The organism is Streptomyces sparsogenes, assembly GCF_001704635.1.
GTDB classification, from domain to species: Bacteria; Actinomycetota; Actinomycetes; order Streptomycetales; family Streptomycetaceae; genus Streptomyces; species Streptomyces sparsogenes.
Window position 1 is genome coordinate 38,202 of record NZ_MAXF01000185.1, and the last position, 26,710, is coordinate 64,911.

At 73.5% G+C, this 26,710-nt stretch carries 19 protein-coding genes; 10 read left to right on the forward strand and 9 right to left on the reverse strand.

The annotated features are described in order from the left end of the window. Window positions 1–15: 15 nt before the first annotated feature. Complete coding sequence (locus BBH68_RS33950) at window positions 16–1,515, reverse strand: amidase (protein WP_065967612.1); 1,500 nt, start codon at window positions 1,513–1,515, stop codon at window positions 16–18. Window positions 1,516–1,681: 166 nt separating this feature from the next. Between BBH68_RS33950 and BBH68_RS33955 the strand changes: the two genes are divergently transcribed. Both BBH68_RS33955 and BBH68_RS33960 read left to right on the forward strand, forming a co-directional pair. Next, complete coding sequence (locus tag BBH68_RS33955; protein WP_065967613.1) at window positions 1,682–2,290, forward strand: TetR/AcrR family transcriptional regulator; 609 nt, start codon at window positions 1,682–1,684, stop codon at window positions 2,288–2,290. Window positions 2,291–2,407: 117 nt separating this feature from the next. After that, the gene (locus tag BBH68_RS33960) at window positions 2,408–3,205 is read left to right on the forward strand and encodes an SDR family NAD(P)-dependent oxidoreductase (RefSeq protein WP_065967614.1); all 798 of its coding nucleotides are present in this window, start codon (window positions 2,408–2,410) and stop codon (window positions 3,203–3,205) included. A 25-nt stretch (window positions 3,206–3,230) separates the two neighbouring features. Here BBH68_RS33960 and BBH68_RS33965 read toward each other — a convergent pair whose 3' ends face one another. Then, window positions 3,231–4,157: a fumarylacetoacetate hydrolase family protein gene (locus BBH68_RS33965; protein ID WP_065967615.1), complete on the reverse strand. Its 927-nt coding sequence runs from the start codon at window positions 4,155–4,157 to the stop codon at window positions 3,231–3,233. 178 nt (window positions 4,158–4,335) lie between these two features. Here BBH68_RS33965 and BBH68_RS33970 point away from each other — a divergent pair, with 178 nt between their 5' ends. Continuing rightward, window positions 4,336–4,791: a tautomerase family protein gene (locus BBH68_RS33970; RefSeq protein WP_065967616.1), complete on the forward strand. Its 456-nt coding sequence runs from the start codon at window positions 4,336–4,338 to the stop codon at window positions 4,789–4,791. A gap of 50 nt (window positions 4,792–4,841) precedes the next feature. Here the strand turns inward: BBH68_RS33970 and BBH68_RS33975 are convergent, their stop codons facing one another. Beyond that, on the reverse strand, window positions 4,842–5,447 hold the full coding sequence (locus tag BBH68_RS33975) for a GOLPH3/VPS74 family protein (RefSeq protein ID WP_065967617.1): 606 nt from the start codon (window positions 5,445–5,447) through the stop codon (window positions 4,842–4,844). Between the two features lie 321 nt (window positions 5,448–5,768). Here BBH68_RS33975 and BBH68_RS33980 point away from each other — a divergent pair, with 321 nt between their 5' ends. Both BBH68_RS33980 and BBH68_RS33985 read left to right on the forward strand, forming a co-directional pair. Further along, entirely contained in the window at window positions 5,769–8,174 is a 2,406-nt protein-coding gene (locus BBH68_RS33980; RefSeq protein ID WP_065967618.1) for a glycoside hydrolase family 44 protein, read from the forward strand. 224 nt (window positions 8,175–8,398) lie between these two features. Beyond that, complete coding sequence (locus tag BBH68_RS33985; protein ID WP_065967619.1) at window positions 8,399–9,196, forward strand: alpha/beta fold hydrolase; 798 nt, start codon at window positions 8,399–8,401, stop codon at window positions 9,194–9,196. On the opposite strand, the gene BBH68_RS33990 is transcribed toward BBH68_RS33985, so the two are convergent. After that, entirely contained in the window at window positions 9,166–11,607 is a 2,442-nt protein-coding gene (locus tag BBH68_RS33990) for an Orn/Lys/Arg family decarboxylase (protein ID WP_076971254.1), read from the reverse strand. The genes BBH68_RS33985 and BBH68_RS33990 overlap by 31 nt on opposite strands. Before the next feature lie 139 nt (window positions 11,608–11,746). Next, window positions 11,747–13,516: a glycoside hydrolase family 9 protein gene (locus BBH68_RS33995; RefSeq protein WP_065967620.1), complete on the reverse strand. Its 1,770-nt coding sequence runs from the start codon at window positions 13,514–13,516 to the stop codon at window positions 11,747–11,749. On the opposite strand from BBH68_RS33995, the gene BBH68_RS44130 reads away from it, so the two are divergent. The 3 genes from BBH68_RS44130 to argG all read left to right on the forward strand — a co-directional run bounded on the left by BBH68_RS44130 (window position 13,515) and on the right by argG (window position 18,576). After that, complete coding sequence (locus BBH68_RS44130; RefSeq protein WP_281182509.1) at window positions 13,515–13,925, forward strand: family 43 glycosylhydrolase; 411 nt, start codon at window positions 13,515–13,517, stop codon at window positions 13,923–13,925. The two genes, BBH68_RS33995 and BBH68_RS44130, sit on opposite strands and share 2 nt — an antisense overlap. 197 nt (window positions 13,926–14,122) lie before the next feature. Further along, on the forward strand, window positions 14,123–16,984 hold the full coding sequence (locus tag BBH68_RS34005) for an AfsR/SARP family transcriptional regulator (RefSeq protein ID WP_079151384.1): 2,862 nt from the start codon (window positions 14,123–14,125) through the stop codon (window positions 16,982–16,984). Between the two features lie 143 nt (window positions 16,985–17,127). Continuing rightward, on the forward strand, window positions 17,128–18,576 hold the full coding sequence (argG, locus tag BBH68_RS34010; protein WP_065967622.1) for an argininosuccinate synthase: 1,449 nt from the start codon (window positions 17,128–17,130) through the stop codon (window positions 18,574–18,576). A 114-nt stretch (window positions 18,577–18,690) separates the two neighbouring features. Here argG and amaB read toward each other — a convergent pair whose 3' ends face one another. Genes amaB through BBH68_RS34025 form a run of 3 tightly spaced genes read right to left on the reverse strand, consistent with a single transcriptional unit; the run spans window position 18,691 to window position 22,894 of the window. Continuing rightward, on the reverse strand, window positions 18,691–20,265 hold the full coding sequence (gene amaB, locus BBH68_RS34015; protein WP_065967623.1) for an L-piperidine-6-carboxylate dehydrogenase: 1,575 nt from the start codon (window positions 20,263–20,265) through the stop codon (window positions 18,691–18,693). A 24-nt stretch (window positions 20,266–20,289) separates the two neighbouring features. Then, complete coding sequence (hglS, locus tag BBH68_RS34020; protein ID WP_065967632.1) at window positions 20,290–21,693, reverse strand: 2-oxoadipate dioxygenase/decarboxylase; 1,404 nt, start codon at window positions 21,691–21,693, stop codon at window positions 20,290–20,292. A 28-nt stretch (window positions 21,694–21,721) separates the two neighbouring features. Continuing rightward, the gene (locus BBH68_RS34025; RefSeq protein WP_076971253.1) at window positions 21,722–22,894 is read right to left on the reverse strand and encodes an NAD(P)/FAD-dependent oxidoreductase; all 1,173 of its coding nucleotides are present in this window, start codon (window positions 22,892–22,894) and stop codon (window positions 21,722–21,724) included. A gap of 174 nt (window positions 22,895–23,068) precedes the next feature. On the opposite strand from BBH68_RS34025, the gene BBH68_RS34030 reads away from it, so the two are divergent. Both BBH68_RS34030 and BBH68_RS34035 read left to right on the forward strand, forming a co-directional pair. After that, a complete protein-coding gene (locus BBH68_RS34030; protein ID WP_065967624.1) occupies window positions 23,069–23,995 on the forward strand; it encodes a LysR family transcriptional regulator in 927 nt (308 codons plus the stop codon). Window positions 23,996–24,260: 265 nt separating this feature from the next. Further along, window positions 24,261–25,670 (forward strand): amino acid permease, encoded by a 1,410-nt coding sequence (locus BBH68_RS34035; protein ID WP_211301851.1) that lies wholly within the window; start codon window positions 24,261–24,263, stop codon window positions 25,668–25,670. Window positions 25,671–25,691: 21 nt separating this feature from the next. Here the strand turns inward: BBH68_RS34035 and BBH68_RS34040 are convergent. Then, window positions 25,692–26,710: LysR family transcriptional regulator (locus BBH68_RS34040; RefSeq protein WP_342673163.1), on the reverse strand; the 1,019-nt coding region annotated here is incomplete at its 5' end.

Below are 26,710 nucleotides of genomic sequence, written 5' to 3' on the forward strand. Positions count from 1 at the left end.
CGTCCCGCCCCCACCTCACGTCCGGCCGGGAGTTCCGCCCGGGGCAGTCGGTGTGGCCGGGACAGTCGGTGTGACCGGCATGACCGGGGTGATCGGGGTGAGGACGCCCAGCCGCTCCTCGACGGCAGCGGCGGCGTCCAGGCACAGGTCCTCGCGGTAGGCGCGGCCGATGAGCTGCACACCGGTGGGCAGGCCGTCGGCCAGACCGGTGGGGACGGCCACCGCCGGCACCCCGACCAGGCTGGTGGCCGAGCACAGGCGCATGGCCGCGCGCACGCGCGCGTTCCCCGCCTTGTCACGGGATTCCACGCCCGGCTCGACCGGCGGCTCGGTGAACACCGGGCCGAGCACGAGCGGATACCGGTCGAGGAACTCCGCCCAGGCGCGCCGCAGATTCAGCAGGACGCCGGTCAGCCCTATGTAACCGGGCAGGTCCACCATCCGCGTCTTGGGCAGGTGCATCTCGATGTACCGCCGTCCCTCGGTGCCGAGCAGCGTCCTGACGGCCGGCCAGCTGAGGGAGAACTCGGTCATCAGCAGGCTGTCATAGACCTCCAGCGCCTCGCCGAGGCGGGGCACGTCGGCGACCTCCTCCACCGCGTATCCCGCGTCCGCGAGCGCGTCGGCCGCCCGTTCCACCGCGCGCCGTACGGTGGGGTGCACCCCCGATCCCCCCGGGTCGGCGACGACCGCGACCCGGACGGGCCGCGCCACGGGCGCGCCGCGCGGGGGCACCGGCACGGCGCGGGGGTCGGCGGGATCGGCCCCCGCCAGGGCCTCGAAGGCCGGCCACAGATCGGCGACCGTACGCGCCAACGGACCGTCCACCACGCAGAGCTGAGCGCCCAGCGGCGGGTCCTCCGGGCCGATGCGGTGGTCGGCGGGAAACCTGCCGTAGGTGGGTTTGAGCGCGGCGGTGCCGCAGAAGGCGGCCGGGATGCGCACCGAGCCTCCCGCGTCGTTGCCGAGGCCGAGCCCCGCCATGCCGCACGCCACGGCCGCCCCGTCGCCTCCGCTACTGCCCCCGGGCGTACGGCCGGGGTCCCACGGGTTGAGGGTGTCGCCGAACAGCTGGCTGCGGGAGTGCATGCCGGCCAGGGTGAGGGTGGGCATGTTGCTGTGCCCGACCGGGATCGCACCGGCCGCCCGCAGCCGGGCCACGGGGGGCGCGTCCGCGGCGGCCACGGCGTCCTTGAAACGCGTCGCGCCGTGGGTGGTGGGCACGCCGCGCACGGCGATGCTCTCCTTGACGGTGAAGCAGACCCCGGCGAGCGGCGGCAGGTCCTCGCCCCGCTCGCGGCGCCGGTCCAGCCCGGCCGCGGCCTCGCGGGCCTGGTCGGCGAGCAGTTGGGTGACCGCGTTCACCACGGGGTTGACCTCGGCGATGCGCTCCAGGTGGCTCTCGGCCACCTCGGCCGCCGTCACCCGGCCCTCCCGTACGGCCGCGGCCTGCTCCCGGGCCGTCCGCGCCCACCAGGGGGCTTCTTTCCGCTCCGCCCCGGGGTCCGCTGTCATCACGGGTCGCTCCTGTCGCTCGTCCGTCACTCGTCGGCCGTACCAATGCGCTTGCATCGGATACCGCCCCTAGACTAGCGCGTACCGATGCGAGCGCATCGCAATATTGAGCGGGACCGAGCGGGACCGAGCGGGACTGAGCGGGATCGAGCGGAGGACGGAACGGATGCCACGCCAGGTGGATCATGAGAGCCGGCGCCGCCGGATCGCCGACGCGGTGTGCCGGCTGGCCGACGAGCACGGCCTGGAGGGGGTCACGCTGCGGGATGTCGCCGCGCGGGCGGAGGTCTCCATGGGGGCCGTGCAGCGCTGCTTCCGCACCAAGGAGGAGATGCTGGTCTTCGCGCTGGCCCATGTCGGGGAGGCGGTGTCCGGGCGGATCGAGGAGCGGCTCGCGGAGGACGGGACGAGCGGGGCGGACCCCCGGGCGGAGCTCGCACACGCCGCCGCCGAGATCTCGCTGGTCTCACCCGAGCGCCGGGCCGAGGCACGCGTCTGGCTCGCCTTCGTCGCCCAGGCCGCCGTCACCCCGTCGCTGGCCGGCCTCCTCAGGGACAACTACCGGGAGCTGCACGGCCTGTTCAGCCGTCTGCTCGACGCGGCCGGCGCCGGCGAGCCGCGGCGGGCGGCCCACGCGCTGCTCGCCCTCGCGGACGGCCTCACCACCCACGTTCTCATCGGCCACCTCACCCCCGAGGCGGCTCGCGAGGTCCTCGACGACCATCTGCGCGGCATCCCGGGGCGCGAGGGAGTGACAATCGGCGCTTGCAACTAATAGCGTACGCAATTATTGTGATCGCTTGTCAAGGGCGCCGGGCCGCCCCGCGCTGTTTCCGCGGCGCCGACGCGGACACCCGGCGGTTTCCCGCACCCACCCCTCTGGAGGAGCGCCGTGCTGATCGACCTCACCGGCAAGACCGCCCTCGTCACCGGATCCACCCAGGGCATCGGCTTCGCCATCGCCGCCGGCCTGGCCCGGGCGGGCGCCCGGGTGGCCGTCAACGGCCGCAGGCAGGAGTCCGTGGCGGCCGCCATCACCAAGCTGGAGGAGGAGACCGACCGCGAGGGCGCCTTCGTCCCCGCCCCCGGCGACATCGCCACCGACGAGGGCGCCCACCAGGTCGGCACCGCCGTCCCGGACGCCGACATCCTCGTGAACAACCTGGGCGTCTTCGGCGCCGTCCCGGCCCTGGAGATCAGCGACGCCGAATGGCGACGCTACTTCGAGGTGAACGTGCTGACCGCCGTACGGATGATCCGCGCCTACCTGCCCGGGATGAAGGACCGCTCCTGGGGCCGGATCCTGAACGTCGCCAGCGACTCCGCCGTCGTCATCCCCGCCGAGATGATCCACTACGGCATGTCGAAGACCGCGCTGCTCGCGGTGACCCGCGGCTTCGCCAAGGAGGCCGCGGGCACGGGAGTGACCGTCAACTCGCTGATCGCCGGGCCGACGCACACCGGCGGCGTCGAGGACTTCGTGTACGAACTGGTGGACGCGAACCTGCCCTGGGACGAGGCCCAGCGGGAGTTCATGGCCGCGCACCGGCCCCAGTCGCTGCTCCAGAGGCTGATCGAGCCGGAGGAGATCGCCAACATGGCGGTCTACCTCAGCTCCCCCTTCGCCTCGGCCACCACCGGCGGGGCCGTGCGCGTCGACGGCGGCTACGTCGACTCCATCCTTCCGTAGGGGTCTGTCGTCAAAGAGGGCGCCCTCACTCCCCCCGGTGCGCGCGGCGCTTCAGCGGGTGGTCGATCGCCTCCACGAGCCAGTCCAGCTCGGATTGACGGCCCCGTACCGGATTGCGCAGCGTGCCGACCCCGTCGATGGTTATCTCCACCACGTCCCCGGCGCTCAGCGTGAAGTCGAGTGCGGGCACGATGCCGGTGCCGGTGGACAGCACGGCGCCGTCCGGGAAGGGCTGGGAGCGCCACAGGTGGTCCACGAGCCCCCGCGGGGTGCGGTGGAACGCGGCGGTGGAGGTCGCGCCCCGGAACACCGGCGCGCCGTCGCGCCACACCACCATGCCGATCGCCAGCGCGTCGGGGGCCTCGATCTCCCAGGCGGGCACGATGCCCGGGGAGACCGCGACGCTTCCGGCGTAGATCTTGGCCTGGGGCAGGTAGAGCGGGTTCTCGCCCTCGATGGACCGCGAGCTGACGTCGTCGGCGACCAGGTACCCGACGGTCTCGCCGTACCGGTTGACGACCAGCGCCAGCTCGGGTTCGGGGACGTTCAACTCGGAGTCGTCCCGTACCGCGATCGGCTCGCCGTCGGTCACCACCCGCCACGGCGGCGCCTTGTAGAACAGCTCCGGGCGCTCGGCGTCGTAGATCCGCTCGTAGACCGACCGCTCGGCGCTCTCCTCCACCCTGGCCTCGCGTGAGCGTTCGTAGGTCACCCCCGCGGCCCACAGCTCCATCAGCCCGTCCAGCGGCGGCAGCGGCAGCACGTCCCGCTCGGCGAAGCCGGCCGGGCCCCGGGCGGTGTCCTCGACCAGGGTCCGCAGCTCCTCCGCGGGCAGCCGCAGCAGCTCGGCGACGAGCGGCGCCCCGGGGAAGGTCCGGATCGCGCCGGCGTCGTCGGCGACGCCGGTCCGGACGGTCTCGCGGTCGTCGGCGAAGCGCACGATGCGCGTCATCTCTGGCCCCTCCTGTGGTGACGTTCGGTAACGACTCCCGTCCCGGGAATTCCCGTCGTGACGGTGTGATCAGTCCTACCCACCATCCGCCGCACCGGGGCACCTCGCTTCTGTACCTACTAGTATGTACGATCGGTCGGCGACACACCCGAACACACCCGAGAGGAGAACCGCCGACATGCCATTCGTTCGCATCGACGCGCTGGGGGCCGACCGAGACCGGCTCGACGCGCTCGGCCGCGCCGTGCACGACGCCATGGTCGAGACGATCGGCTTCCCGCCCGACGACCGCTTCCAGGTCCTGGTGGGCCACCAGGGCGCCGTCAGCACCCTGCGCTACGACGACTACCTCGGCGTGCACCGCGACGACGGCGTCGTCTACATCGCGATCACCCTGCGCTCCGGGCGCCCACCGGAGCGGAAGAAGGCGCTGTACCGGCGGGTTGCCGAGCTGGCCCAGGAATACGCGGGGACGGAGCCGCGCAACGTGTTCGTCGTCCTGACCGAGAACGAGTCGGTCGACTGGTCGTTCGGCCACGGGCTGGCGCAGTACGCCGAGCCAACCGTCCCGGCCGACCTGGCCGACCCTGCCGCCCCGATCGAACCGGTCAGCTCGCCCGCGGAGGAGAGCTGACACCGCGCCACCGGCACCGGCCGTGCGGCAGGCGCGTCCGAGCGCCCCGGCTAATCGCCCCGCCAGATGTTGTCGAAGGCCGCGTCCTCGATGGTCTTCCGCTGCCGCACGGCCCCCAGCTCCATCACCGCGTCGTTCACCGCGGCGAGCACCGTCACCACCGCCTCGCCGGCCGCGTCCACCGCGTCCTCGGCCGGCTCGTCGCCGATCCCCACGGCCGCCGCGAGGGCGGCGAGGACCGGCTCGCCCGAGGCCCAGCGGTCGGCCGCCCGGCTGCGCGCGGGCGAGTCCACCAGTGCCGTACGGCCGCTCCGGAAGGGCGTCCAGCGGTGGCGTCGCCGGGCCACCTCGCCCTCGCTCTCCAGCGCCGCCAGATAGGCCGAGGACAGCCCGCGGCCCCGGCGCCACAGCCAGTCGCCGACCGCCTCGTACGGCGCCTGCCGCTCGAGCGACGACGCGGCCTGCGCCAGCAGAGGGTCGTCGAGCGCGGGCTGGAGGCCCGGCACGATGCGGTCGCCCTCCAGGACGAGGGCCTCCGCCTCGACGAGGTCGATCACCTCGGCTCCGGCGAGCGCGAGCGACAGGTCCCCCCGCTCCACGGGGCGGTTGGGCACCGTGTCCATGGCGATGATCAACAGGTCCCGCGGTGTGGTCATGAGTGGCTCCCCGGAGCAAGGGGTTCTCGTACCGTCTCGCACCTTCTCGTACCGTCTCGCACATGTTCGTACGAGCCCGTACCCGGCCGACTGTAGCGCGGCCGGGCCGGGGGTGGTCCGACCCGAGGGCGGCGGTTTCCGCCGGTGCGGGCCCGCATCCGGGGCGTCACCTCTTCGGCTTCGCCCCAGACGGTTGACAGCACTTGAGGGCGCACTGACCATGTGAGAGCTTGGGAGCGCTCCCATACGCTCTCCTGTGCCCACGCTCCCGTCCCCCTCACCCCCTCTGGTCGTTCAGGCCGCCTGGGAGGAGACATGCGCATGACTCCGAGAGCCGCGCTGGTGACCGCGGTGTTACTGGTGGCCGGTACCGCCCTGGCCGATCCCGTCCGGGCGAGTGCCTTACCGGACCGGGGCGCGCGGCAGGTCGCCGCCTCCGCCGCGGAGGGCCCCGCGCTCAAGGTCGACGCCACCACCGGGCGCCACGCGATCGACCCGCACGTCTACGGGATCAACTTCGCCGAGGAGTCGCTGGCCAAGGAGCTGCGACTGCCGGTCAGGCGGTGGGGCGGAAACGCCACCACCCGCTACAACTACAAGCTCGACGCCTACAACGCGGGCGCGGACTGGTATTTCGAGAACCTGTACTACGACAACGGCACCGCCTCGCTGCCGGACGGTTCGGAAGCCGACAAGTTCGTCGAGCAGGACCGCCGCACCGGAACCGACACCATCCTGACCGTGCCGATGATCGGCTCGACGACGGCGGCACGCAACGCCGCCTGCGGCTTCAGCATCTCCAAGTACGGGCCCCAGAAGGGCAGCGACGCACAGTGGCGCCCGGACTGCGGCAACGGCGTGAAGAACGACGGCACCAACGTCACCGGCAACGACCCGGCCGACACCAGCGTCGCGGCCGGCCCGGAGTTCACCAAGGGCTGGGTGCAGTACCTGAACCGCGCGTACGGCGCCGCCGACAGCGGCGGGGTGCGCTTCTACAACCTCGACAACGAGCCCGACCTGTGGTTCTCCACCCACCGGGATGTCCACCCCGCCGGGGCGGGATACGACGAGATGCGGGACAGCACGTACGCCACCGCCGCCGCGATCAAGGATGCCGACCCCGGCGCGAAGACCCTCGGCCCGGTCGGCTGGGGCCTGAACTCCCTCATCTACTCCGGCCTCGACCAGAAGACCTGCGGCGAGAAGGGCGGCGACTGCTGGTCCGACCCGCCGGACCGGGCGGCCCACGGGGGACAGCAGTTCGCCCCCTGGTACCTCCAGCAGATGAAGGCCTACGAGCAGAGCCACGGCCGCCGCGTCCTGGACTACTTCGACAACCACATCTATCCGCAGCAGTCCGGGGTGTCCAGCGGCAATGACGACCCCGCGACCCAGGAGCTGCGGCTGCGTTCCACGCGACAGCTGTGGGACCCCACGTATGTGGACGAGAGCTGGATCAACCAGCCCGTCCAGTTCATTCCGCGCATGCGCTCCCTCGTCGACGAGAACTACCCGGGCACCAAGCTCGCCATCACCGAGTACAACTGGGGTGCCCTGGACCACATCGACGGCGCCCTCGCGCAGGCCGACGTGCTCGGCATCTTCGGCAGAGAAGGGCTCGACCTGGCCACCTTGTGGTCGCCGCCCAAGTCGACCGATCCCGGCGCCTACGCCTTCCGCATGTTCCGCAACTACGACGGCAACGGGGGCGCCTTCGGCGACACCGCGGTCCAGGCGGCCAGTGCCGACCAGGACAAGCTCTCGGTCTACGCGGCCGAGCGCAGCGGCGACCACGCGCTGACCGTGATGGTCATCAACAAGACCACCGGCGATCTGACCGCCCCGGTGTCCGTGACCGGCCGCACCGGGACGGCCGGCTCGGCGCAGGTCTACCGCTACGGCCAGGACGACGTCACCTCGATCAAGCACCTGGCCGACCAGCCGCTGGCCGACGGCGGCTTCACCGCCACCTTCCCCGCGTACTCCATCACTGAGTACGTGCTGCCCGCGGGCTCCTCCGAGACGAAGCTGCCCACCGCCCCCGGCACCCCGGCCGCCTCCGCGGTCGGCTCGGATCGGGCCACCCTGACCTGGGCGGCGTCCACCGCCGGTTCGTCCCCGGTGGCGAGCTACCAGGTGTACTCCGGCGACCCCGCCGGCAGCGCCCCCGTCGCCACGGTCGACGCCCCCGCCACCAGCGCCACCGTGACCGGGCTGTCCCCGGCCACCGCCTACACCTTCCGCGTCGTGGCGAAGGACACCGCCGGCCGCAGCTCCCCGGCCTCGGCGCCGGTGCGGCTGACCACCGCCGCGGCCCCGGCCGCCACCTGCACGGTCGACTACCGGGTGAGCAACGACTGGGGCGGCGGGTTCACGGCCACCGCCACCATCACCAACAAGGGCCCGGCCCTCGACGGCTGGCAGCTGGGCTTCTCCTTCGCCGGCAACCAGAAGGTTACCCAGGGCTGGAACGGCACCTGGAGCCAGAGCGGCGCCCAGGTCACCGTCAAGGACGCCGGCTGGAACGCCGCCCTGGCCACCGGCGGCTCCACGACCGTCGGCTTCAACGGCGGCTACACCGGCACCAACTCGGCGCCGCGCGGCTTCACCCTGAACGGCAAGTCCTGCTCCGTCCCCGGCACCGCGGCCGCCGCGCACATCGCGGCGCCGGTCGGCCACGCGTCGCCCGGCGCCAAGGCCGTCCGAGGTCATGTGACCCGGTGACCCGCGCCGCATGAGCCGTGCCCCGTGGGCCCGTGGACACCCGTCCGCGGGCCCACGGCGGTCTTTCCCCGGCGGGCCGACTCTCCGTCATCGCCCGCGCCCCGCCGCGTCTCCTGCCCGTATCGAACCAGTCGGGGTGCGACGGCCGCGGTGGGAGGTGGCGTACGCCGAGGCCCCCGGCTACGGTCACCACGACACGTTCATCGGTCCAAAGGACATGACCCATGCCGCACATCGAGGTCGGTGGCGCCAGACTGAGGTTCGACGACGAGGGTCGCCGGGACGGTGTGCCGCTGGTGTTCCTGCACGGCTGGACGGCCGACCGGCACCGCTGGGACCACCAGATGGCGCACTTCGCCCCGCACCGGCGCGTGATCCGCCTCGATCTGCGCGGGCACGGCGAGAGCGAGGGGGTGCCGCGCTCCCTCGACGAGTTGGCCGACGACGTGCGCGTCCTGCTGGACCGCCTGGACGTGGACCGCTTCGTGCCGGTCGGCCACTCGATGGGCGGCATGATCGCCCAAAAGCTGGCGCTGGGCCATCCGGAGCGGATCGAGCGCATGGTGCTCGTGGGCTCGATCAGCCGGATGACCTACAGCCGCGGCCGTGGTCTGCTGATGGCGGTCTCGACGCTGTTGCCGTTCCGCCTGTTCGTCTCGGCCAACATCCACCGGGCCTTCGGGCCGGGCCACCCCCGCGAGGAGGTGCGGGCGTACGTCCGCGCGTCCGCGGCCACGCCGCGGGAGGTGGTCATGCGGTGCTACGACGCGATGCGGGCCTTCGACGTGCTGGAACGGGTCGGTGAGATCCGGACGCCCACCCTGCTGCTGCACGGCTACCACGACATCCAGCTGCCGGTGGCGCAGATGCTGCGGATGGCCAAGGGCTGCCCGGACGCGGTGGTGCGGATCGTCGACGCGGGGCACGAACTGCCGGTGGAGGACCCCGCCGCGGTGACCGCGGCGGTCGAATGGTTCCTCACGGCGGGGGCTCAGCGGGACGGCGCCGGCCCGGTGGGGTGAGCACCGCCGGGGGCGGGGGCCGGGGCCGGTACGCCGAGGGCCCGCGGCTCGCTCCCGGCCCGGTGGTCGGCGCCCTGGTCCGCGCCGTGGTCGGCGCCCTGCTCCCGGGACAGGCACTCGATCAGATAGTCGCCGTTTTCCGGGTCGATGGTCACCCCGTGGGTCTCGCTGCGGAAGCCGGGGAAGCGCCGGTCGAAGGACTCCAGCGCGGTCAGATAGCGCAGCAGCGGCCCCTGCGCGCCACCGACGCCCTCACCGGGCATCAGCACCGGGATACCGGGCGGGGTGACGGTGACCATGGCGGCGGCCACCCGCCCGGCCGCCTCGGCCAGCCGGACGCGCTCGGTGCCGCCGCGGATCAGCCGCTGGTAGCACAGCTGCGGCGGGGCGACCGGCTCCGGGAGCTCCTGGAAGGCGGTGTCCAGCAGCCGCACCAGACTCACCTCGCGCAGGTGGTCGTGCATCTCCTGGCACAGCTCGCGCAGGGTGCGGCCGGTGTAGCGGGCGGGGTACGCGGTGACCAGGCCGGGCAGCACGCGGTCGAGCGGGGCGTCCTCGTCGTACAGGGACTTGAAGTCCATCAGGGCGTCGAGCAGCGTGCCCCACTTGCCCTTGGTGATGCCCATGGAGAACAGGACCAGTGTGGTGTAGCTGTCCGTCTTCTCGACCACCACGTTGCGGGTGGCCAGGTAGGCGGTGAGGACCCGGGCGGGGATGCCCCATTCGGCCATCCGGCCGGTGGCGTCGATCCCCGGGCAGGTGAGGGTCACCTTCAGCGGGTCGAGCATGCAGTAGCCCTCGCCGAGTCCGGGGAAGCCGTGCCAGTCGGCCCCCGGTTCCAGTTCCCAGCAGGAGGGTTCGGTGCACAGCAGCTCGAGCGGGGCCTCGTCGAAGGACAGCCGCTCGCCGGTGGCGGGGTCGGTCACCGCCTCCGGCTGCCACACGCCGAAGAACCAGGCGGGGCGGTCCCCGGCAGCCTCGATACGGCGCCCGATCCGCACCATGGCCCGGCGGAAGCGGACCGCCTCGGTCACCGCCTCGTCGATCAGCCAGCGGCCCTGGGGGCCGTCCATCATCGCGGTGGCCACGTCCAGGGAGGCGATCATCGGGTACAGCGGCGAGGTGGTGCCGTGCATCATCAGCACCTCGTTGAACCGGTCGTGTTCCACCGGGGCGCGCGGCGCGGGCCTGATGTGCACCATGGCGCTCTGCGACAGCGCGGCCAGCAGCTTGTGGGTGGACTGGGTGGCGAAGACGGTGGGCCGGTCCGGCCCGGGGAAGGTGTCGGGCCCCACCGACATGCCGTAGCGCCCGGCGTAGAGCGGGTGGAAGCGGGCGTAGGCGAACCACGCCTCGTCGAAGTGGACCCGGGGGGTGCTGGCCGCGAGGGAGCGGGCGGCCTGGACGGCGTCGTAGCACAGGCCGTCGTAGGTGGAGTTGGTGAAGACCGCGTACTGGGCCCGGGGCGAGAGGGCGCCCCGCGCGAGCGGGTTTCCCCCGATGCGCGCGGTCACCGTGTCCGCCTGGATCTCGCCCGGGGGCAGCGGCCCGGCCAGCCCGTAGCCGTTGCGGGTGGGGATCAGATACACCGGCCGGGCGCCGGAGACCACCAGGCCGTGGAGCACCGACTTGTGGCAGTTGCGGTCCACGAGGGCGATCTCGTCGCGGGTGACGCAGAAGTGGCCGACCAGCCGGTCGCAGGTGGAGTCGCCGTGGAGGACGAAGTAGCTGAGGTCGGCGCCGAAGACCCGGGCGGCGTTCTTCTCCGCCTCGCCGATCGGTCCCGTGTGCTCGAACAGGGAGCCGAGCTCCTCGACCGAGATGGACAGGTCGCTGCGGAACAGCCGCTCCCCGAAGTAGTCGTGGAAGGCCCGGCCCACCGGCGACTTGAGGAAGGCGACGCCGCCGGAGTGGGCGGGGGTGTGCCAGGAGTACTCGTGGGTGTCGTCGAAGCGGCGCAGCGCCTTGAAGAAGGGCGGCAGCACGGCCTCGCGGTAGGCGCGGGCGGCGCGGGCGATCCGCCCGGCGATGAAGGTCGCGGTGTCCTCGGCCGGCCAGACGTAGCCGACCACGGTCTCGGACACCCACAGCGGCAGGTCTTCGAGGTTCTCGTCGGCCGTGATCAGGAAGACCGGCAGGTTCTGGAAGCGCCTGCCGATGTGGCGCAGCACCGCGGCGCCGCCCGGTTCGCCGTCGGCGCCGTCGCGCGGCCCGAGGTCCCAGTCGACCAGCGCGGCGGCCAGGCCGGCCTCGGTGCCGAGCACGGTCCGGGCGTCGGCACCGTCGCCCGCCCAGCGCACGGTGAGGCCGCCGGCCTCGATCTCCCCCCGGATCCTGCGCAGTTGCTCGGCTCCGGCGCTGTCGTCCCCGGGGTGCTCCCGTACCGCGAACAAAACGGTGTCGCCCGCCATGTCCCCCTCCTCCATGTGCCGTCCCCGCCGTATCTGGCCGTTCAGTCTCCGGGGGACGGACCCGCCCGGGGCGGGACAGTCGCGGAAGGCCACCCGAAAGAGGGAATTCCCTCTGAAAGGCGGCGCGGGCGGCGGGCCGTCAGGGCGGGGCGGTGGCCTGGTCGGCCGCGAAGGAGACGACCCATGACAGCGCCGCGTTCCAGTTGACGGCGACCTCGTTGGTCGACCAGGACGCGATGTCGTCGAGGTAGCAGAGCTGCGGCGGGGGCCGCCGGGGCGGGTCGGCCGTGCGGTCGATGAGCACCCTGCCGGCCTCGGGGTCCTCCAGCCCGGCGCTGGGGCCGCCGGCGAGCGCGCCGGGGGGTGGCGGCGGAAACGCCGGGTCGGCCTGGTGTCCGTAGAGCCGGCTGTGCTGGTTGTGGGAGTGGTGGGCGCCGTATCCGGTCACGTAGGACTGGTTGAGGGCGTTGCGCCCGAGGAGGTAGTCGAGTCCTTCCAGCGCCCCGTCGCGGTAGCGCCGCTCGCCGGTCAGGTCGAAGGCGGTGGCGATGACCACGAGCTTGTCGAGCACCACGGCGTTGGAGCCCTGGATGTACTCGCCTTCCGTGAGCGGCATCCCGTACGCCTGGCCGTGTGCCGTCTCCAGGTAGCGGTCCGCGGCCGCCACCACCGAGGCGCGGGCGGCTTCCCGGTCGGCGTCCGGCAGCCGGCCGGGCACGGTCGCCAGGTCGAGTCGGCCGAGGGCGGCGACCTCCCGCCAGCTGAACCCGGACGGCGGGAAGGCCGCGCCGCCCGCGTGGTGCGGCGAGGCCCGCAGCGCCGTCAGGAACGCGGGCTCGCCGGTGGTGAGGAACAGTTCGGCGGCGGCCCAGTAGAACTCGTCGCTCACGTCGCCGTCGTCGTACGCGCCGCCGCCGGTCGAGTCGGCCGCGTCGGCGAACACCTCGGGGTGGGCCCGCGCGGCGGCCCAGGCGGCGCGGGCCGCGGTCAGGCAGCGCTGGGCGAAGGCCCGGTCGAAGGGGCGGTACAGCCGGGCGCCCTGGGCGGCGGTCGCGGCCAGGTCGAGCGTGGCCGCCGTGGACGGCGGGTGGAGATGACGCGGCCGCGGGTCCTGGTCCGGGGAGAGCGGCAGCCCGGTCCACTGGTCGTCGTGCACCTTGTGGTGTGCCATGCCCGCGAGCGGCTCGCCCGCGGGCACCCGCATGCGCAGCAGGAACTCCAGCTCCCAGCGCGCCTCGTCGAGGATGTCCGGTACGCCGTCGCCGTGTTCGGGGATCCGCAGGTCGCCGTCGCGCGGCGGGCGGGGGCGCCCCTCGGCCGCGGTCCGCGTCCGCTCGTACAGGCCGAGCAGCAGACAGGTGGCGATCGCGCCGCTGACCACGTATTTGCCGTGGTCGCCCGCGTCGTACCAGCCGCCGCGCACATCGAGCCGGTGGCGGCCCGCCCCCGGCAGGCAGGGCACGCTGGTGTCGCCCTGGTTGGGGTGGACGCCGAGGTGTCCGGCCGGCCTGCCGTATCCGGGCGCCGGCGCGTCGGCGATGGGGATGCCGCTGCGCTGGAGGTAGAGGAAGTGCGGGGCGTCGGAGCGCAGCCGGTCGTAGACGGTCGGGGAGATCGCGAAGGGATGGCTGGTCTGTCCGTCGGCGGTCAGCGTGTACCCGGAGCCGGCCCGGGTGACCGCGCTGAAGTCGACGGTGTGCACCCGCTGTCCGGAGGAGGCGTCGGTCCCGCGCGGCGTCGTGGTGCCGTACGCCACGGTGCTGCCGTCGCCGGCGCTCACCCGCCAGGGGACCGGTGCGGCGGCGTCGGTGACGACGGTGGCGCGCTTGGGCCCGGAGGGCGGATAGCCGACCTGGTTGACCCGCACCCTCGGGCCCGTGTCCGGCCTCGTGCCGGGATTCCGCGCCATGTCTCCAGCGTGCGCGGCGTCCGCCGGGCGTGCACCCCGGCTCGGGCGTGCACCTCCCGTCAGGGAGCACCCGGCGTGGGGCGGTCGACGCGCGCCGGGCGGGCCGCCCCACGGAATTCGCCGCTCCCACCGCCGCGCACCCATTGACGTGCGCGAGCGGGGCACCATCCTCTCCAAGCGCCCCGAGTACGGGATCAAGGGCACGGGCCACCACTCGGTGGTGAAGGCCCCCGGCACCGACGACTGGTACATCGCCTGCCACCGGTTCGCCGTCAACGGCCCCGGGAAGGCCGGCGGCGACGGCACCCACCGCGAGACCACCATCGACCGTCTGGAGTTCGCGGAGGACGGGACGATCGAGCCGGTGGTGCCGACCCTGGAGTCGGTCGGCCCCGTGCGGGGGCACTGACCGGCGCCGGCCGGTCAGCCCCTCCCCCGTCCGCCCGGGGTCGTGATGCCACGGCCGTGCGGCCGGCCGTGTGCACCCCCCTTGCCCCGAACGGACACCACCGTGCCCGGCCCGCCTTGCGGGATCCTTCGCGAAACCTTGAATCCGCAGACCACAGCGGGTAGGCAAGATCCGGGCACACAGGGGAGGGGCTGACCGTGACGGTCGATTTCGGATTGCTGGGCGCCATCGAGGCGCGTATCGACGGACTGCTCGTCGAGGACTTGGGGCACTCGCGCCAGCGGTGCGTGCTGGCGGCGCTGCTGGTGGACGCCAACCGGGTGGTGCCGACGGAGCAGCTGGTCCACCGGGTGTGGGCCGACCGGCCACCGCAGCGCGCCCTGAACACGCTGTACAGCTGCATCTCCCGGCTGCGCCGGGCCCTGGCGCCCGCCGCCGAGGAGGTGCGCATCGCCCGGCAGCCCGGCGGATACCTGCTCAGCGCCGATGCCTCGGCGGTGGACCTGCACCGCTTCCGCCACCTGGTGGCCCAGGCCGGCACCGCGGAGGGGGACGAGCACGCCGCCGCGCTCCTGGAGCAGGCCCTCGGGCTGTGGCGCGGGGACGCCTTCGCCTCCGTGGACACCCCCTGGTTCAACGCGCTGCGCGCCACCGTGGACCAGGAGCGGCTCGCCGCCGAGCTGCGCCTCGCCGACATCCGGCTGCGCCACGGCCACCACGCCGAGCTGCTGCCCGAGCTGTCCGCTCGGGCGGAGCGGCATCCGCTGGACGAGCGGGTGGTGGGCCAGCTCGTCACCGCCCTGTACCGCAGCGGGCGGGTCGCGGACGCGCTGAATCGGTACGAGGACGTCCGGCGGCGGCTGGCCGACGAGCTGGGCACCGACCCCGGCCCCGCGCTGCGCCGGCTCCACCAGCAGGTCCTCACCGCCGACCCGGACCTCAGCGCCCCCGCGCCCACGCCCCCGCCCGCGGCCGGGTCCACCGCCCGGCCGGCGCCGGCGGCCGCGGTGGTGCCGCGCCAGTTACCTGCGGCACCGCCGTTGTTCACCGGCCGGACGAGCGAGCTGTCCCGCCTGGACGACCTGCTGGCCGGGCCGGGCGGGCCGGGCCGTGCCGTGGTGATCTCCGCGATCGGCGGCACGGGCGGGGTCGGCAAGACCTGGCTGGCCCTGCGCTGGGCCCACGCCCACCTCGACGACTTCCCCGACGGGCAGCTGTATGTGAACCTGCGGGGATTCGACCCCACCGGCGACCCGGTGCCGTCGCAGACGGCGGTGCGCGGCTTCCTCGAAGCCCTCGGCGCCGCCCCGTCGACCGTCCCCACGGACCCGGACGCGCAGGCCGCGCTCTACCGCAGCCTGACCGCCGGCAAGCGCCTGCTGGTGCTCCTGGACAACGCCCGCGACACCGCCCAGGTCGTCCCCCTGCTGCCCGGCAGCGCCGGCTGCGCCGTCATCGTCACCAGCCGCAGCCGGCTCACCGGCCTGACCGCCGCCCACGGCGCCTCGCCCCTGGCCCTCGACGTGCTCGGCGACACGGAGGCCCGCCACCTGCTCGCCCGCCACCTCGGCGGCGAGCGCGTGGCCGCCGAGCCCGAGGCGGTGGCCGCCCTGCTCCGGCACTGTGCCGGGCTTCCGCTGGCCATCGGGATCCTGGCCGCCCGCGCCACCATGGACCCGGACGCCCCGCTGACCGACCTGGCCGAGGAGCTCGACGAGACCCAGACCCGGCTCGACGCCCTGGACACCGGGGACCTCACCGCCGATCTCCGCGCGGTGTTCGCCTCCTCGTACCGCGCGCTCGACGGGGACGCCGCGCGGGCCTTCCGGCTGCTGGGCCTGGCGCCCGGCCCCGACATCGGCCTGCCCGCCGCCGCCTGCCTCACCGCCCTCCCCCTGCCGCGGATACGCGCGCTGCTGCGCAGGCTCCAGGCCGCGCACCTGGTCCAGGAGCACACCCCGGGGCGCTACCGGATGCACGACCTCATCCGCCTCTACGCGGCCGAACGGGCGCGGGAGGAGCCGGCCGGCGGCGACGAGGACGCGCTGCCGAGGGTGGTCGACTTCTACCTCCACACGGCCCACGCCGCCGCCGCTCTGCTGGACCCGCACCGGGACCCGATCCCCCTGGACGCCGCCCGCCCCGGGGTGGCGCCCCTGGAGCCGGCCGACCACGGGGCGGCCCTGGACTGGTTCACCACCGAACACGCCGTGCTGCTCTCCACTCTGGACGTGGCGGTCGGGGCCGGGCTGGACGCCCGGGCCTGGCAACTGGCCTGGGCCCTCGAGACGTTCTTCGACTACCGCGGCCACTGGCAGGACTGGGTGGCCGCCCAGCACCTCGCGATCGACGCGGCGCGCCGCCTGGGCGACCGGTTCCTGGAGGCGGGGGCGCACCGCGGGCTCGGCAACGTCTCCACGCAGCTGGGCCGGCTCGACGACGGGGAGGCCCACCTCCGCCGCGCGCTGGAGCTCTACGGCGCCCTGGGCGACCTGGTCAACCAGGCCCACACCCACCGCGGCCTGGGCTGGGTGTGCGACCAGCAGGGGCGCCAGAGCGAGGCGCTGGACCACAACGAGCGGGCGCTGGCCCTGTACCGGCGGAAGGGGCACCGGGCCGGGCAGGCCAAGGCGCTGAACAACGCCGGCTGGCTGCGCATCGTGCTCGGCGACCACCGGCAGGCCCTCGACCACTGCGCCCAGGCGGTGGCCCTCAACCGGGAGATCGGCGACCGGCACGCCGAGGCGGGGGCGTGGGACAGCCTCGGCTACGCCCACCACCACCTCGCCGAGTACACCGAGGCCGTCGGCTGCTATCAGCGGGCGCTCGAGCTGGTGCGCGGGTTCGGCGACCGGTACGGCGAGACGGAGATCCTGGGCCACCTCGGCGACACCCATCTCGCGGACGGCGACCCCGGGGCGGCCCGGCTGGCCTGGCGGCGGGCCGTGGCGATCTCCGAGGAGATCGGCCACCCGTCCACCGGCGAGCTGCTCGGCAAACTGGGGAGCCTGTCCCCCGAACGCCCCGCCGACGCCCCGGGCCGGCCCACCGCGGGCTGACCCCGTGGTCGCCCACCGCGGGCTGCCCCGTGGCGCACGCGGCGCGCTGTTCGGCGCGCTGTTCGGCGCACCCCACGCGTACCCGGCGGGGTCCGGACCGAGGCGAGCTTGCATGGTCATGCGTGCTCATGCATACTTCTGCTGTGTCCAAAGTACTCACCTCCCTCCCTGTCGGCGAGCGCGTCGGCATCGCTTTCTCCGGCGGCCTCGACACCTCGGTAGCCGTCGCGTGGATGCGCGACAAGGGCGCGGTGCCGTGCACCTATACCGCCGACATCGGCCAGTACGACGAGCCCGACATCGCCTCGGTCCCCGGGCGCGCCACGACGTACGGCGCGGAGGTCGCCCGGCTGGTCGACTGCCGGGCCGCCCTCGTGGAGGAGGGCCTCGCGGCCCTGGCCTGCGGGGCGTTCCACATCCGGTCCGGTGGCCGCAGCTACTTCAACACCACCCCGCTCGGGCGGGCGGTCACCGGCACCCTGCTGGTGCGCGCCATGCTCGAGGACGACGTCCAGATCTGGGGCGACGGCTCCACCTTCAAGGGCAACGACATCGAGCGGTTCTACCGCTACGGCCTGCTGGCCAACCCCTCGCTGCGGATCTACAAGCCGTGGCTGGACGCCGACTTCGTCAGCGAGCTCGGCGGCCGCAAGGAGATGTCCGAGTGGCTGGTGGCCCACGGGCTGCCCTACCGCGACAGCACGGAGAAGGCCTACTCCACCGACGCGAACATCTGGGGCGCGACCCACGAGGCCAAGGCGCTCGAGCACCTCGACGCCGGCATCGAGATCGTCGAGCCGATCATGGGCGTGCGGTTCTGGGACCCCACCGTCGAGATAGCGGCCGAGGACGTCACGATCGGCTTCGAGCGGGGACGCCCGGTGACGATCAACGGCAAGGAGTTCCCCTCCGCCGTCGATCTGGTGCTGGAGGCCAACGCCATCGGCGGCCGGCACGGCCTGGGCATGTCCGACCAGATCGAGAACCGTGTCATCGAGGCCAAGAGTCGGGGCATCTACGAGGCCCCGGGCATGGCGCTGCTGCACGCGGCGTACGAGCGCCTGGTCAACGCGATCCACAACGAGGACACCGTCGCCGCCTACCACACCGAGGGCCGGCGGCTCGGCCGGCTGATGTACGAGGGCCGCTGGCTGGACCCGCAGGCGCTGATGCTGCGCGAGTCGCTGCAGCGCTGGGTCGGCATGGCGGTCACCGGCGAGGTGACCCTGCGGCTGCGGCGCGGTGAGGACTACTCCATCCTCGACACCACCGGGCCGGCCTTCAGCTACCACCCGGACAAGCTCTCCATGGAGCGGACCGAGGACTCCGCCTTCGGCCCCGTGGACCGGATCGGCCAGCTGACCATGCGCAACCTGGACATCGCCGACTCGCGCGCCAAGCTCGAGCAGTACGCCGGGCTCGGCATGGTCGGCGACGCCCAGCCGGCGCTGATCGGCGCCGCGCAGGCGGCCTCGACCGGGCTGATCGGCGCGATGCCCAAGGGCGCGGCGGAGGCCATCGCCTCCAGCGGCGAGGCCTCGGGCGACGACCAGCTGCTCGACCGCGCCGCGATGGAGTTCGGCGCCGACTGACCCGCCACCCCGGGTCCGCGAAGGCACCACGGCGGCCCCCGCCCGGAGCGAATCCGGGCGGGGGCCGCCGCGTTTCCCGTCCTGGAATACCGGAGAGACGTCAGCGGAGAGACGTCAGAGGAAGCTGACGTTCTGGGCCAGCGAGAGCCGGCTGGAGTAGTTGATCGTGTTGGTGGCGGAGCGCATGTACGCGCGCCAGGCGTCGGAGCCGGACTCGCGGCCGCCGCCGGTCTCCTTCTCGCCGCCGAACGCGCCGCCGATCTCGGCGCCGGAGGTGCCGATGTTGACGTTGGCGATACCGCAGTCGGAGCCCTCCGCGGACAGGAAGATCTCGGCCTCCCGCTGGTCACGGGTGAAGATGCTGGACGACAGGCCCTGCGGGACGTCGTTGTGCAGCGCGATGGCCTCGTCGAGGGTGTCGTACGTCAGCACGTACAGGATCGGCGCGAACGTCTCCTCCCGGACGACGCCGGTCTGCTCGGGGACGCGCACGATGGCCGGCTCGGCATAGGCGGCCCTCGGTGCCGCGTCGGCCAGCCGGCGGCCGCCGCCGACCAGGACCTCGCCGCCCTGGTCCCGCGCGCGGTCGAGGGCGCCGCGCATCCGGTCGAGGGCCGCCGGGGAGATGAGCGGGCCGACGAGGGTGGACTCGTCGAACGGGTCGCCGATGGGCAGCTTGCGGTAGGCGGCGGTCAGGCGCGCGACGAGGCTGTCGGCGATGTCCCGGTGGACGATGAGGCGGCGCAGGGTCGTACAGCGCTGTCCCGCCGTGCCGGCCGCGGCGAAGACGATGCCCTGGACGGCGAGGTCGGGATCGGCGGACGGGGCGACGATCGCGGCGTTGTTGCCGCCCAGCTCCAGCAGGCTGCGGCCGAACCGGGCGGCGACGCGGGGTCCGACCTCGCGCCCCATGCGGGTCGAGCCGGTGGCGCTGACCAGCGCCACCCGGGGGTCGTCGACCAGCTTCTCGCCGATGGCGCGGTCGCCGAGCAGCAGGCGGTGCACATCACGGGGCGCGCCGACCTCCTCGGCGGCCCGGGCCAGCAGGTGGTCACAGGCCAGGGAGATCAGCGGGGTGAGCTCGGACGGCTTCCACACGACGGTGTCGCCGCAGACCAGGGCGACGGCGGTGTTCCACGACCAGACGGCGGCGGGGAAGTTGAAGGCCGAGATGACGCCCACCACGCCGAGCGGGTGCCAGGTCTCGGCCAGCCGGTGTCCGGGGCGCTCGGAGGCGATGGTGCGGCCGTAGAGCTGGCGGGACAGCCCCACCGCGAAATCGCAGATGTCGATCATTTCCTGGATCTCGCCCAGCGCTTCGGAGCGGATCTTGCCCGCCTCGATGGTGACGAGGTCGGCCAGGTCGTTCTGGTACACGCGCAGCAACTCGCCGAGGCGGCGGACCAGTTCGCCGCGGCGCGGGGCGGGGGTGGTGCGCCAGGTGAGGAAGGCCTCGCGGGTCGCCGCGAGCGCCTCGTCGGCGTCGGCGGCGGTGGCCGCCGTCAGGCCGAGGAGCCGCTCCCCGGTGACGGGGGTGCGCGCGAAGAGGTCGGTGCCCTCCGGGACGGTGACGCCGATGTGCCCCAGGCTGGTGAGCGCGCGGGCGCGCAGGTCGTCGGTGGTGGGCAGGGCGGTCCCGGGCTGGGCGGTCCCGGGCTGGGCGGTCTGTGGCTGGGCGGTGTCGCTCATGGGACTCCTCGGATGTGTGAAGGGTCAGCGGAGGGTGCCGTGCAGTCGGAGGTCGACTCCGAGTTCGTCGGCGACCCGGTCGAGGGAGCTGTTCTGCTGCCGCTCGTACAGCGCGAAGGGGTCCAGGACCTCGCGCCCCATGGCGTCGGAGAGCCATGCGGCGTCGTAGGCGGTGCCCTGGTGGTCGTTGTTGCGGGTGCCCTCGCCGCTGAGGTTGGACTGGAAGATGCCGGCGGCGGAGCGGGGCAGGAAGTCCTCGTAGACGATGGGCTCGGCGCGCACCCAGCCCCGCTCCACCAGTTCGCCGAGGCCGGCGGGCGGACGGCTGCCGTCCCGCGGCCGGTCGGGGACCGTCCGGTAGGTGAAGTAGGCCAGCCCCGCGGCGGCCAGCTCCCGCTCGCCGCCCGGCATGTGCCGCTCCCACACGGCGCGCGCGACCTCGCCGCGGTCGGCGTCGGGACGGTGCGAGGCCTGCTGGTCGACGAGGGTCAGCAGATGGTCGTAGTGGGCGCGGCCCTCCCGGGTCAGGGCGATGCCGCGGGCCTCGACCTCGCCGAAGCGCACCCGCAGGGCGCCGCTGACCACCCGGCCGTCGGGGGTGCGCAGGGCGCGGGGCTCGGCGAGGGCGCGGAAGGAGGTCTGGCGCAGCAGGACGTCGGGGCCCTGCCAGGCGGGCGGGCCCTGGATGGTGTCGATCATCTGGATGCCGCGCTCGGTCATGCGCCGGTAGAGCTCGTCGATGTCCAGGACGCGCGGGGTGAGGTGGTTGATGTGGGTGCTGCGGACGCCGCCGATGTCGGCGGCGACGGCGGAGATCCGCTCCAGGGTCTGGTACCAGGCCTGGTCGACCGGCTCGGGGGACAGTTCGAAGGCCTGCACCGCGAGCCGCAGGAACCGCTCGGCGTCCTCCTCGGGCAGCTCCCGTTCGGCTTCGGCGCGGTCGGCGAGGGCGAGCAGCTCCGGGGGGAACAGTTCGCGGCCGGCGAGGAAGGTCTCCAGGCGGGAGCGCAGGTCCGGGTCGAAGAACCGCGGATCGGCGGTGGTGAGCATGGAGGTGAAGACCCGGAAGGGGTTGCGGGCCAGCTCCTCGCCGTCGACGGGCCGGAAGGCGGTCGAGACGACGGGGACGGCGCTGGCGGCGGCCTCCCGCAGGTCGTAGAAGCCGACCGGGCGCATGCCCAGGGCGCCGAAGACCCGGGCGACCTGGCTCAGCTCCCCGGGGGTGCCGACCCTGATGGCTCCGTGGCGTTCGGCGGTGACGCGGCCGATGGACCCCAGGCGCTCGGCGTCGGCGCCGCGGGCGCGCAGCACGTCCTCGTTGACCTCGCGGGAGACGTCCACGAGCGTGGTGTAGGCGGGAACCTCCCGCCCGTACATCTCCGAGAGCCGCGCGGCGAACGCGGCCCGCAGCTGCCATTGCCTGATCATCGACATGGGTGGCCTTTCGGTCGGGGGTTCACACCACGTGGGCTTCGGGGCGGGTCTCGGCGCCGGTCCGGAAGCGGGCCGCGCTGAGGGGGCTGATGTCGACGCACGGCTCGCGCTCCAGGTGGAGGTCGCGCATGACCTCGCCGACCGCCGGTGCCTGGAGGAAGCCGTGGCCGGAGAACCCGGTGGCGTACAGGAAGTTGGTCAGCTCGTCGGAGCGGCCGATCAGGGCGTTGTGGTCGGGGGTGACCTCGTACAGGCCGGCCCATCCGCCGGCGGTCTCCATGTCCGCGAGGGCGGGGGCGCGGTGCCGTGCGACGGCGCGGAACAGCTCGAGCCACTCCGGGGTCCAGGTGGTGTCGAAGCCGTCCGGCTGGTCGGGGTCGGCCAGGCCGAACAGCAGGCCGTCGTCGCTGTTGTGGAAGTAGGCGGTCGAGGAGAAGTCGATGGTGAAGGGGATGCGCGGCGCGGGCGGGGCGAGCGGGGCGGTGAAGGCCAGCTGGCGGCGCACCGGCCGCACGGGGAGGCTGACGCCGGCCATGTCGCCGATCCGCCCGGACCAGGCGCCCGCCGTACAGATGACGGTGGAGCAGGCGATGCGGCCCCGGTCGGTGTGCACGGCGGTCACCCGGTCGCCGGTCGTGTCGATGCCGGTGACCGCGGTGTGGGTGGCGAAGGTGACGCCGGCCCGGGCCGCGGCGTCCGCGTAGCCCCGCACGACCAGTCCGGGGCGGGCGTGGCCGTCGGTGGGCGAGTAGGCGGCGGCCACCAGCCCGTCGGTGCTGAGGTAGGGGCACAGCCGCTGGGCCTCGGCGGGGTCGATCATGCGGCTGGGCACGTCCAGGCTGTTCTGCAGGGACACGCAGGTCTCGAAGTCCGCCGCCTGCCGCTCGCTGGTGAGCAGGAAGAGGTAGCCGACGGTGTCGAGCCGGATGTCGGCGCCGGGGCGGTGCGGGAAGTCCTGGTAGGCGCGCAGGCTCCGGTTGCCCAGCTCGATGTTGAGCGGGTCGGAGAACTGGGCCCGTACGCCGCCGATCGGCTTGCCCGAGCTGCCGCAGCCGAGCTCGCCGCGCTCGACGACGACGATGTTCGTCACCCCGGCCTCGGCGAGGTGGTAGGCGGTGCCGGCACCCATCACTCCGCCGCCGATGATCACGACATCGGCGGTGGACGGAACGGTGCGGAAGGTGGATGAGGACAACTGGCCGATCCCTTCCAGAGGCCGACGCCGGGGGCCGGAGAGACTCCGTCCGGGGCGTGGCGTGGGCTGTCACTGCGTGGGCGTTGCTGATCAGCTATCTGGGCGTCATCGTGCAGCAACCCGACCGTTGACGTCCATGAACAATTACTGTGGGAGTTCTTTTAGGATCCCTATATGGATTGGACGAGTGCGCAGCTGCGCTCGCTGGTGGAGCTGACCAGGCGCGGAACCATCACGGCCGTGGCCGAGGCCCTGGGGTACACCCCGGGCGGGGTCTCCCAGCAGATCGCCGCGCTGGAGAAGGCCACGGGCATGGAGCTGCTGCGGCGGGTCGGGCGCCGGGTGGAGCTGACGGACGCCGGGACGACGCTGGCCTGCCACGCCGAGCGGATCCTGGCCACGGAGGCCGAGGCCGTCGAGGCGCTGGAGCGCAGTCGCAACGAGGTCTCCGGGACGCTGCTGATCGGCCTGTTCGCCACCGCCGCCGCCGAGATCCTGCCGCCGGCCCTGCAGCGGGCGCGCCGGGTCCACCCGGGGCTGACCGTGCGCAGCCGCGACATGGACGTGGACGAGGTGTACGACGCGGTGGCCGGCGGAGCCGTGGATCTGGCGCTGGGCCTGGACTACCCGGGTGTGCCGATCCCGCGCGATCCGGCGCTGCGGGTGGTGCCCCTGTCGCGGGAGCGCTTCTCGCTCGCGGTCCCCGCCGGGTCCATGGCCGGCCGGGAGAGGGTGTCCCTGGCGGACACCGGCGAGTTGGGGTGGATCCTGCCGTCGGCCGGCAGCTACTACGGCCGCGCCGTGCGCACCGCGTGCCGGCGGGCCGGCGTCGAGCCGCGGGTCCTCCACGAGGTGACGGACACCGCCGCCACGCTCGCCCTGGTCGAGGCGGGGGTGGGGGTCAGCACGGTGACGGACCTGATGCTCCGGCTGCGCACCTCGTGCCTCGATGTGGTGGCGCTGCGGGAGCCATTGGAGCGGAACATCGTCGTGGTGTTCCGCTCCTTCGCCGAGCGCCGGCCGACGGTGGCCGCTCTGGTCGAGGTGTTGCGCACCGCGGCCGACCGACGGCGCGACGCCCCGGAGCGCCTTGGGCTGTGAGGTCCCAGGCACAACTTCTCTTGGGCTCAGGGGTGGAAGTTGTCGCGCTGACACGTCTTTCGCGGGCTGCGCGGCGTGGGTGATGGTTTCTGGCCAGTGGTGACCCACGCCACGCCGGCGGCGCGCCCTGCCGCCGTTGCCCGTCATGGAGTGAGCGATGTCCCCCAATCACACCCCGCCACCAGGTCGTGCCGCGCTGCTCGGCAGAGGACCGCGGGGAATCTTCCGGCGAACACTTCCCTCCGAACAGCCCACCGGCGAGCGCATGGTGCGCACGCTCGGCCTGACCCAGCTGACCATGATCGGTGTCGGCGCCATCATCGGGGCCGGGATCTTCAGCCTGGCGGCGGCGGTCGCCAAGGACGTGGCCGGTCCCGCCGTGCTGATCTCGTTCCTGGTGGCGGGGGCCGCGTCGCTGTGCGCGGCCTTCGCCTACGCCGAGTTCGCCGGCATGGTCCCCAAGGCGGGTTCCAGCTACACCTACTGCGCCGCGGTCCTCGGGGAGATCGTCGGCTGGATCGTGGGCTGGGACCTGCTGCTGGAGTACACCGCGATCGTCGCCGTGGTCGCCATCGGGATGTCCGGCTACCTGGGCTTCCTGCTGGACGCCGTCGGCGTCCAGCTGCCGGCGTGGGCGCTGGGCGCCCCCGGCACCGGGGCCGGGCACCGGATCGACCTGCTGGCGGTGGTGATCTGCCTGGCCGTCGCCTGGCTGCTGACCCGCGGCACCCGCACCTCGGCCCGCGTGGAGACCGTGCTGACCATCGTCAAGATCGCGATCGTGCTGCTGGTGATCGTGGTCGGCCTCACCAAGGTCCACACCGGCAATCTGCACCCCTTCGCGCCCTTCGGGCTCGGCGGGGCCTTCACCGGGGCCGCCACGGTGTTCTTCGCCGTGTTCGGCTACGACGCGCTGAGCACCGCCGCCGAGGAGTCGGTCGAGGCCCGCAGCAAGCTGCCGAAGGCGATGATGCTGTCGCTGTCCATCTCGATGGTTCTCTACGTCCTGGTCTGCGTCGTGCTCACCGGCATGCAGCGCTACAGCGACCTCGACCCGAACAGCGGCATCTCCAGCGCCTTCGCGAGCGCGGGGCTGAGTGGGCTGGCCAATGTCATCGCGGTCGGCGCGGTCATCGGCATCGTGACGGTGACGTTCTCCTTCATGATGGGCGCCTCGCGGCTGTGGTACGCCCTCAGCCGTGACGGGCTGATGCCGGCCTGGTTCGGCGCCATCCACCCCAAGCGCAAGGTGCCCCACCGCGCCACCTGGACCATCGGCGCGGTCGCCGCCGTGCTGGCGGGCGTGCTGCCGATCAACGCCGTCGCGGAACTGACCAACATCGGCGTGCTGCTGGCCTTCATGGTGGTGTGCGCGTCCGTGCTGATCCTGCGCTACAGGAAGCCGCACCTGCGGCGTGGCTTCCGGTGTCCGGGCATGCCGGTCGTGCCGGTCCTCGGCATGCTCTTCTCCGGCTGGCTCATGTCGTTCCTGCAGTGGGAGACCTGGGTGCGGCTGGGCGCCTGGCTCGCCGTCGGCCTGGTGGTGTACGCCACGTACGGCTACCGCCGCACCCGCGAGGTGATGCCGGGCGGCTCGGTGGACCTCGACGCCCTGGACGAGATGACCGACGGGGAGGAGCCCGAGCCCGGCGCCGAGCGCCTGCCGGTCCGCTGAGCGGCCGCCCCGGCCGGCCGCTCACCCGCCCTCCCGGGCCTCCTCCTCCGGCGCCGGGTGCACATACGGCTCGCCCTCGGGCACGGCGCTCCGCAGGGCGGAGACCATGGTGTGGAGCAGCGGGTTGGTGTTCTCGGCGCGGTGCAGCGCCATCACCCGGCGCACGGCCCCGCGCTGGGTGAGCCGGGTGGCCTCCACGGCCTCGCCGGGCGAGTGGCCGAGGGCCGGGACGACGGCCACGCCGAGGCCCGCGGACACCAGTTCGCGCACCACGTCGTAGTTGTTGCTGCGGAACGCGACCGTGGCCTCGAACCCGGCCGCGGCGCACAGCCGGACGAGGGTGAGCGCGCCGGCCGTCCCCTCCCTGCTGGTGATCCAGCGCGCCTGGGAGAGCCCGGCCAGGCGCGCGCTCAGCCCGCTGTCGCGGGCCCTGAGCAGGACGAGGTCCTCCCAAGCCAGGTGATGGCAGGTCAGGTTGTCGGGCCACTGCCGGGGGCTGAGGCCGTACTCGTACACCAGCGCCACGTCCAGATCGCCGTCGTTCAGCGCGGCGACCAGCTCATCGGGCTCCCCCTCCTCGAGCTGGATCCGGGCCCGCGGACGGGTCTTCGCCAGCGCCGACAGCGCCGGCGGCACCAGCCGGACACCGGCGGTGGGGAAGCTGCCGAGGCGCAGCCGGCCGGTGGCGCCGGTGGCGAGTTCCCGCACCTGGTGGTCCAGGTCGTCGAGGGCGGCCAGCACCGGAGTGCCCAGGTCGACCAGGCGGTGGGCCGCCGCGGTGGCGCGGATCCCATGGGCCTCCCGCTCGAACAGGGTCAGCCCGGTCTCCTTCTCCAGAGCGGAGATCTGCTGGGAGATGGCGGACGCCGTGTAGCCGAGCTCGCGGGCCGCGATGACGAACGAGCCGCTGCGCACGGCGGCCCTCAGAGTGAGCAGGTGCTGGGGCTTGAGCAAGACGGCCTCCTCGGGCGGGCAGGCGGGCAGGCGGGCAGGCGGGCAGGCGGGCAGGCGGGCAGGCGGGCAGGCGGCGCCAAGACTAA

Excerpts from the sequence above, each read along its gene's own strand:
- BBH68_RS33975 (WP_065967617.1), bottom strand. The coding sequence starts at position 5,447 with ATGACCACACCGCGGGACCTGTTGATCATCGCCATGGACACGGTGCCC.
- BBH68_RS33970 (WP_065967616.1), top strand. The coding sequence starts at position 4,336 with ATGCCATTCGTTCGCATCGACGCGCTGGGGGCCGACCGAGACCGGCTC.
- BBH68_RS33985 (WP_065967619.1), top strand. The coding sequence starts at position 8,399 with ATGCCGCACATCGAGGTCGGTGGCGCCAGACTGAGGTTCGACGACGAG.
- BBH68_RS33955 (WP_065967613.1), top strand. The coding sequence starts at position 1,682 with ATGCCACGCCAGGTGGATCATGAGAGCCGGCGCCGCCGGATCGCCGAC.
- hglS (WP_065967632.1), bottom strand. The coding sequence starts at position 21,693 with ATGATCAGGCAATGGCAGCTGCGGGCCGCGTTCGCCGCGCGGCTCTCG.
- amaB (WP_065967623.1), bottom strand. The coding sequence starts at position 20,265 with ATGAGCGACACCGCCCAGCCACAGACCGCCCAGCCCGGGACCGCCCAG.
- BBH68_RS44130 (WP_281182509.1), top strand. The coding sequence starts at position 13,515 with ATGTCTCCAGCGTGCGCGGCGTCCGCCGGGCGTGCACCCCGGCTCGGG.
- BBH68_RS33990 (WP_076971254.1), bottom strand. The coding sequence starts at position 11,607 with ATGGCGGGCGACACCGTTTTGTTCGCGGTACGGGAGCACCCCGGGGAC.
- BBH68_RS34035 (WP_211301851.1), top strand. The coding sequence starts at position 24,261 with ATGGTGCGCACGCTCGGCCTGACCCAGCTGACCATGATCGGTGTCGGC.
- BBH68_RS33965 (WP_065967615.1), bottom strand. The coding sequence starts at position 4,157 with ATGACGCGCATCGTGCGCTTCGCCGACGACCGCGAGACCGTCCGGACC.
- BBH68_RS34030 (WP_065967624.1), top strand. The coding sequence starts at position 23,069 with ATGGATTGGACGAGTGCGCAGCTGCGCTCGCTGGTGGAGCTGACCAGG.
- BBH68_RS33950 (WP_065967612.1), bottom strand. The coding sequence starts at position 1,515 with ATGACAGCGGACCCCGGGGCGGAGCGGAAAGAAGCCCCCTGGTGGGCG.
- BBH68_RS33995 (WP_065967620.1), bottom strand. The coding sequence starts at position 13,516 with ATGGCGCGGAATCCCGGCACGAGGCCGGACACGGGCCCGAGGGTGCGG.
- BBH68_RS33980 (WP_065967618.1), top strand. The coding sequence starts at position 5,769 with ATGACTCCGAGAGCCGCGCTGGTGACCGCGGTGTTACTGGTGGCCGGT.